The 6,484-nt window shown below is 71.4% G+C and carries 5 protein-coding genes and 1 pseudogene; 2 read left to right on the top strand and 4 right to left on the bottom strand.

Going from position 1 to position 6,484, the window contains the following annotated elements; translation table 11 throughout:
* From J2S22_RS22665 to J2S22_RS22650, 4 genes and pseudogenes are all read right to left on the bottom strand, one after another.
* Positions 1 to 893 (bottom strand): annotated as a pseudogene (locus J2S22_RS22665) (hypothetical protein); the annotation flags it as partial.
* A 465-nt stretch (positions 894 to 1,358) separates the two neighbouring features.
* Positions 1,359 to 2,093 carry an ABC transporter ATP-binding protein gene (locus tag J2S22_RS22660; protein ID WP_272779645.1) on the bottom strand — a complete coding sequence of 245 codons (735 nt, stop codon included), beginning with the start codon at positions 2,091 to 2,093 and terminating at the stop codon, positions 1,359 to 1,361.
* 5 nt (positions 2,094 to 2,098) lie between these two features.
* Positions 2,099 to 3,334, bottom strand: coding sequence for an ABC transporter permease (locus J2S22_RS22655; RefSeq protein WP_272779644.1), 1,236 nt, complete (start codon positions 3,332 to 3,334; stop codon positions 2,099 to 2,101).
* Positions 3,331 to 4,416 carry an efflux RND transporter periplasmic adaptor subunit gene (locus J2S22_RS22650; protein ID WP_272779643.1) on the bottom strand — a complete coding sequence of 362 codons (1,086 nt, stop codon included), beginning with the start codon at positions 4,414 to 4,416 and terminating at the stop codon, positions 3,331 to 3,333. The genes J2S22_RS22655 and J2S22_RS22650 overlap by 4 nt, the downstream gene beginning before the upstream one ends.
* Before the next feature lie 206 nt (positions 4,417 to 4,622).
* Between J2S22_RS22650 and J2S22_RS22645 the strand changes: the two genes are divergently transcribed.
* Together J2S22_RS22645 and J2S22_RS22640 are read left to right on the top strand one after the other, a co-directional pair.
* Entirely contained in the window at positions 4,623 to 5,519 is an 897-nt protein-coding gene (locus tag J2S22_RS22645) for an AraC family transcriptional regulator (protein WP_272779642.1), read from the top strand.
* A 156-nt stretch (positions 5,520 to 5,675) separates the two neighbouring features.
* Positions 5,676 to 6,428 (top strand): SDR family oxidoreductase, encoded by a 753-nt coding sequence (locus J2S22_RS22640; protein WP_272779641.1) that lies wholly within the window; start codon positions 5,676 to 5,678, stop codon positions 6,426 to 6,428.
* The last annotated feature ends 56 nt before the right edge of the window (positions 6,429 to 6,484 follow it).

Raw genomic sequence — 6,484 nt, 5'->3', positions numbered from 1 at the left:
CGCGCGATCGACCCGCGCCTGCTGCGGCGGCAGGCCGAGCGCATCGGCGCCGAGATCACCGAAGTCGAGGCGAGCCACGTGCCGTTCCTGACGCAACCGCGCGCCGTGGCCGACGTGATCGATGCGGCGGCGCGCGCCACCTCACGGGCCGCCCGCTGATCCCGCCCCGGCCTTTCCACGGCGGAGCGACTTCCCGGGCGAGCTCCGGTTCCTGAACAGGGATTCCGAATCATGGACGACCTTGCTTCGCCGGACCATAACGACCGGATGTCGGCGTCCAAGATGAAGTTCACCCTTCGGCGCGTGATTCCGACCACCAGCGCATCCATCGCATCATGCGCACTGCGCCCTGGTCGGAAGCCGTACGAGAACCCGAGGAAGTCCTCCTCGTAGATCGCGTTCAGCACCGCCGCGGTCGCGCGCTGGACGATCTTGTCCTCCAGCGCGGCGACCGCGAGCGGCCGCTGCCGACCGTCCGGCTTGGGGATGTACACCCGCCGTGACGGCTGCGGCCGATACGCTCCTCGCCGGACCCTGACGTGCAGGTCCTTCAGGTTGCCCTGCAGGTTCTGCTCGTAGTCCCGCCATGTCACGCCGTCCACACCCACCGCCGCGTGCTCCTCGAGGTCGAGGAAGGCCGCTTCGAGGTGATCGACGTCGATATGGTGGAGGAGCGCCGTGAACCTCTCCTTCTTCCTTTCCCTTGCTGCTGTCCGTATGCGGTCCAGCGCCTGGGTCACGCTTCCCCGGCACTGCGTCCGGCGCGTGCTTTGCTGGCCCGCATTCCCCTCGGCCGCGGCCCTTCGCTCCACCGGCTCCGCAGCGGATCGCTCCGCCTCGTTCGCCGGCTTCTCGGCTGCTACGGCCGCATCCGACTTCTCACCTGCGTGCATCGTCGGCCACGGCTCCTCGCCTTCCCGACGCGGACCGGCATGCTCACGCCGCCGGTCGCAGATGAGATCTCCCGGTTCCCGCCTATGGAGCGTCCGCACATGCCAGGGTCTTCGACCACGCCGCACCGTCCGGGCACTCGCGATCACGTGCGCCGTCCGTCTCGCCTTCCGTCCAGTGAACAACGTCGGCGTCCGGGGTTGAATTCCTTCGCGGCTCAATGGCTGGCCCATGCGCTCCCCTGCCGACGCTTCGCCGCAGCCCTCGCGGACGACGGCGCACGGCTCGGGGCCGATGTGGCTCGCTACGCCTTCATCGCAGTGGACTGCCACCACCTACTCCATGCCGGTCTCCCGGCGCACTCACCGTAATCCAGCGCAGCGCAACGCAACGCCGCAGGGACGCAGCGACACGCCGAGGCGTGTGGCGAGTGCTGTGCCTCGGGTCGCGAGGCGGCGTGATCTCGATCAGCTCGTCTCCCGGATCGTATCGCCCACCACGGCGCCGTCCATCAGGGCGATGCGGCGGTCCATGCGGCGGGCGATCTCGAGGTCGTGGGTGACGGCGATCACGGTCTTGCCGCGCGCGCGCACCAGGTCGCGCAGAATCTCGAACACCTGCTCGCTCGCCTGCGAGTCGAGCGAGCCGGTCGGCTCGTCGGCGAGCACCAGCGGCGGGTCGTTGGCGAGCGCGCGGGCGACGGCGACCCGCTGGCGCTGGCCGCCGGAGAGCTGGTCGGGTCGCTTGCCGGCGTGGTCGGCGAGCCCGAGGGCCCCGAGCAGCTCCATGGCGCGATCGCGCATCGCCTTCGGCGGCAGGGCGCCGAGCGCCCGCATCGGCAGCGTCACATTGGCGAGAACCGAGAACTCCGGCAGCAGGAAGTGGAACTGGAAGACGAAACCGAGCGTCGCGAGCCGGGTGTGGGCCCGCTCCTCCTCGCTCATCGCCGCGGTCGCCTGGCCGCGGATCAGCACCTCGCCGGCGGTCGGCAGGTCGAGCAGGCCGAGCAGGTAGAGGAGCGACGACTTCCCCGATCCGGACGGCCCCGTGATGGCGACCAGCTCGTTGGCACCGATGATCAGGTCGACGTCGTGCACCAGCGTGGTCGGCACGATGCCGGGCAGCACCCGGGTGACGCCACGCGCCTCGAGCAGCGGCGGCCCGCCCGCCGCCGCCGTCTCGCGCGGGGGGCCTTCGGCCATGACCGTCATGTCGCCCCCCGGATGATCTCGACCGGGTGGACGCGGGCGGCGCGGCGGGCCGGCAGCAGGCCGGCGACCAGCGACGAGACCACCGCCACCGCCGCCGCCATCGCGTAATGGCGCGGCGACCACGAGATCGGGATATGGGTGACGTCGGTGAACGGGTTGGTGATCTCGATCGATCCGACCGCCACGCACAGCGCATAGCCGAGCACGAAGCCGAACAGCGCACCGACGACGCCGATCACGCCGGCCTCCAGCACGAAGATGCGCCGCACCGTGCGCTCCGGCAGGCCGAGCGACTTCATGATCGCGATGTCGCGCGCCTTCTCGTGCGTGATGGTGGAGATGATGTTGTAGGTTCCGAAGCTCGCCACCAGGAGGATCGCGCCGACCACCGTGTACATGATGACGTTGCGCACCACGAAGGCGTTGAGCAGATCCTCGCTCGCCTCCTGCCAGGCGACCGACTTGTAGCCGGTCTCCCGCTCGATGCGGGCCGCCGCGGCGGGCGCCGCGAGGGCGTCGTCGAGCCGCAGCCGGAGCTCGTTCACCAGCCCGGTCTGGCCGGCGAGAATCTGCCCGGTCTTCACCAGCGCATAGGCCGTCGTGTCGTCGACCTGGCGCACGCCGGAGCGGAACAGCCCGACCACCTGGGCGGTGAGGCGGATGCCGTCCGAGGTCTGCACCGTGAGCTTGGAGCCGAGGCGGGCACCGATCTTCTCGGCCAGCCGGTCGCCGAGGATCAGCGCGTTGGTCGCCGTGTAGAGGGCGCCGAGCGAGCCCTGGCGGATCTGCTTCGGCAGCTCGGAGACCAGCGGCTCGCGGTTGGGATCGATGCCGACGATCGAGGTGGCGACGTCGCGCGAGGCGTAGCGCAGGATGCCCTGCACCTTGACCGAGGGGGCGACCGCGCCCGGAACCCAGGCCTCGATCGAGGCCATGGTGGCGAGCGGATTCTTGATGCCGCGCCGGCGCGCCTCGGGCTTGAGGCCGTGGATGCGGGCGGCGTCGTAGACCTCCTCGGCGGGCTGCGGCGGCGGGGCGCGCCGCTCGTCCGAGACCGCGACATGCGGCATGGCGTTGACGAGCTGGCGGATGAAGTCCTCCTGCGAGCCCTGCAGCAGCGCCGCCATCATGATCGAGAAGCCGACCCCGGTGGCGACCCCGGCGACCGCGACGAGCGTCTGTCGGGCCCGCGCCCGCACATGGGTGAGCGCGACGTCGAGGACGAGGTTCATCGCGCCGCCTCCGACGGCGGACGGGCGGCGGCGGACGGCGCGGTCGCGCGCGGCGCCGGCGGGTCGCGCGACGGCCGCGGCGGCCGCGGCGTCGCCCGCACCCGGGCGCCGTCGGCCAGCGACTCGGCCGGCAGCGGCGACACCACCATGGCGCCCTCGTCGAGACCGGACAGGATCTCGATGCCGCGGGTGCCGCGGATCCCGATCCCGATCGGCCGGCGGCGCACCCGGTCGCCGTCGAGCACGAAGACGGCGCCGTCCTGGACGGCGTCGGCCGGCACCAGCAGGGCGCCGAAGTGCTCCCGTACCACCACATTGGCCTCGACGCTCATGCCGGGGATCAGTGGCGTGTCGTCCGGCAGGCCGACGCGGATCCGGTACGTCTTGGCGACCGGATCGCCCATCGGGGTGATCTCGACCACCTTGCCCTCCAGCCGCCGGCCCGGAAAGGCATCGGTGCGGAACAGCACGGTCTGGCCTTCCTCGACGCGCGGAATGTCCTCCTCGTTGACCTCGGCGACCACCCACAGCGGCTTCGGCACGCCGACCCGGAACAGCACCGTGCCGGCCTCGGCGATCTCGCCGATCTCGCCGTCGCGGCGCAGCACCAAGCCGTCCATCGGGGCGGCGATGGCGTAATTGGCGAGCCGCTCCGACTGCACGGCGATCAGCGCCTGGATCTGCCGCAGGTCCGAGGAGGCGCGCTCGTGCGCCTGGGTGGTGGCGATGCCGCGGCCGACCAGCTCGGTGACCCGCTGCATCTCGCGCTTGAGGAAGTCCTCGCGCGCCTTCAGCTCGTCGAGCTGGGCGCGGACCTCGCGATCGTCGAGCCGCACCAGCACCTCGCCCTTCTGCACGCTGCGCCCCTCGCATCGGCAGATGTCGATGATCCGCCCGCGGATCAGGCTCGTCACCTTCGACCAGCGCACCGGCTCGACCGCCCCGGTGGCGTAGACGATCTCCGCCGCGGTGCCGCGGCTGGCGGCGATCACGGTCACGGCGGCCCCGCGGCCGTAGAGCACCCACCACGCGGCGGCGGCCGCGGCGGCGACGATCAGCAGCAGGACGAGGCGACGGAGCATGACGGACCCGGTTCACGGAACGCGACGGCAGGCCGGCGGAAGATAGGGGACCGGCCGGTGCGGACAAGTCGGTACGGAACCGGGGGTGGAATTCCTTCGCCAGGCCCGACCGACGCGTGGTCGAGGCCATGCCGGAGCCGGTTCGGCCGCACCGGCCGGCGCCGTGGCTTCGACTGCGCATCCGGCGTGCTACTGTTCTCGCGACCATGTCCGCGCGAACCTCGCCCGAGAGCCACGAACGCCTCATCCGCGGCCGGCTGATCGCCGGACCGCGCGCCCGGGCTTGGAACGACGTCCTGGTGCAGGTCTTCGCGCGGCCGCGCGTCGAGGAGAGCGTGCTGGTCCCTGCGGTTCCGGAGCCGCTGATCGTCTGGATCCTGTCCGGCCGGGCCGTGGTGGAGGAGCGCGATCCGGGCGGCCCCTGGACGGCGACCACGGTCGGCACCGGCGACTTCTTCCTGACCATGTCGCAGACCCCCTACGAGCTGCGCTGGCGGACGACCGGCTCCGAGCCGTTCGAGGTCCTGCATCTCTATCTGGGCCTGTCGCTCCTCCATCGCGCCGCGACGGAACTGCTCGGCCCGCGACACGCCCCGCCGCTGCTTCGCGACGTCTCCGGCGAGCACGATCCGGTCCTGTCGGCTCTCCTGGAGCGGCTGCGCACCGAGCTGACCGACGCTTCGCCCCCGAGCCGCGTCTTCATGCAGGGGATCGGACAGAGCCTCGCCGTGCATCTCGTGCGCCGCTACCGGGCGGCGGATGCGCCGCGCGGCCGCACCTCCAGCGCCCTTCCGGCCTTCAAGCTGCATCGGGTCGTCGCCGCAATGGATGCCGGACTGGCGGAGCCCTTCAGCCTCGCACGCCTCGCCCGCGAGGCTGGACTCAGTCCGTTCCACTTCAGCAGGCTGTTCAGGCGGGCGACCGGCACCTCGCCGTCGCAGCACTTCATCCGCCTGCGGATGACCGAGGCCCGGCGGCTGCTGCGCGAGACCGATCACAGCGTGATCGAGATCGGCATGGCGGTCGGCTATTCGAGCCCGAGCCGTTTCGCGCAGGTGTTCAGGCGCGAGGTCGGCGTGCCCCCGACACAATACCGCCGCTGAACGGACGGTCCGGGTTCGCGCAAGACCGCGACAGGTCGCGCAAGGACCCGAGAGCGCGCGCGGCCATTCCGCTCCACATCGGGGACAGGCGACGCCGGCCCGGACGCGATCCGCGGCCGGCCGGGGTCGCGATCTCCAGAGGACAGGAACACGACCATGCAGCGAAGCATCGAAGGCCACGTGGCACTCGTCACCGGCGCGTCGAGCGGCATCGGCGCAGCGACCGCGAAAGCGCTCGCCGCCGCCGGCGCCCGGGTGGGGCTCGCCGCCCGCCGGCGCGACAAGCTCGCCGCGATCGCGCAGGAGATTCGGGCGGCCGGCGGCGAGGCGACGGCGATCGGCCTCGACGTCTCGGCGAAGGATTCGGTGAAGGCCGGCGTCGACAGTCTCACCCGGACGTTCGGGCCGATCGACATCGTCGTCAACAACGCCGGGCTGATGCCGGCGTCCGACGTGGCGGCCTTGAAGACCGACGAGTGGCACGAGATGGTCGACGTCAACCTGAAGGGCGTGCTCCACGTCACCGCGGCGGTGCTGCCGCAGATGATGGCGCGGTCCACCGGCCATCTCGTCAACGTCTCCTCGATCGCAGGCCGCAAGGTCTTCAAGGGGCTCGCCGTCTACTGCGCGACAAAGCACGCCGTCGCGGCGTTGTCCGAGGGGCTCCGGATGGAGCTCGGTGCCGCTCACGGAATCCGCGTGACCTGCATCCAGCCGGGTGCGGTCGAGACGGAGTTGTACGAGCGCATCTCCGACCCCGGATACCGCGGGCAGATGGAGAGCCTGAAGCAGGAGATGGAGTTCCTGAAGGCCGCGGATATCGCCGATGCGATCCTGTTCGCCGTCTCGGCGCCGCCCAATGTCGACATGGCCGAGCTGTTCGTGATGCCGCGCACCCAGGCGTGGTGAGCCGGGGCGTGGTGAGCCGGGACGCCCCGGAATCGGCGGTACCCCGCCGGCACGAG

The organism is Rhodoplanes tepidamans (genome assembly GCF_030813915.1).
Lineage (GTDB): Bacteria > Pseudomonadota > Alphaproteobacteria > Rhizobiales > Xanthobacteraceae > Rhodoplanes > Rhodoplanes tepidamans.
The sequence above is the reverse complement of the archived record's forward strand: the minus strand, read 5'-3'. Positions and strand labels throughout refer to the sequence as shown.

Coding starts and splice junctions, on each gene's coding strand:
- J2S22_RS22660 (WP_272779645.1), bottom strand. CDS start 2,093: ATGGCCGAAGGCCCCCCGCGCGAGACGGCGGCGGCGGGCGGGCCGCCG.
- J2S22_RS22655 (WP_272779644.1), bottom strand. CDS start 3,334: ATGAACCTCGTCCTCGACGTCGCGCTCACCCATGTGCGGGCGCGGGCC.
- J2S22_RS22650 (WP_272779643.1), bottom strand. CDS start 4,416: ATGCTCCGTCGCCTCGTCCTGCTGCTGATCGTCGCCGCCGCGGCCGCC.
- J2S22_RS22645 (WP_272779642.1), top strand. CDS start 4,623: ATGTCCGCGCGAACCTCGCCCGAGAGCCACGAACGCCTCATCCGCGGC.
- J2S22_RS22640 (WP_272779641.1), top strand. CDS start 5,676: ATGCAGCGAAGCATCGAAGGCCACGTGGCACTCGTCACCGGCGCGTCG.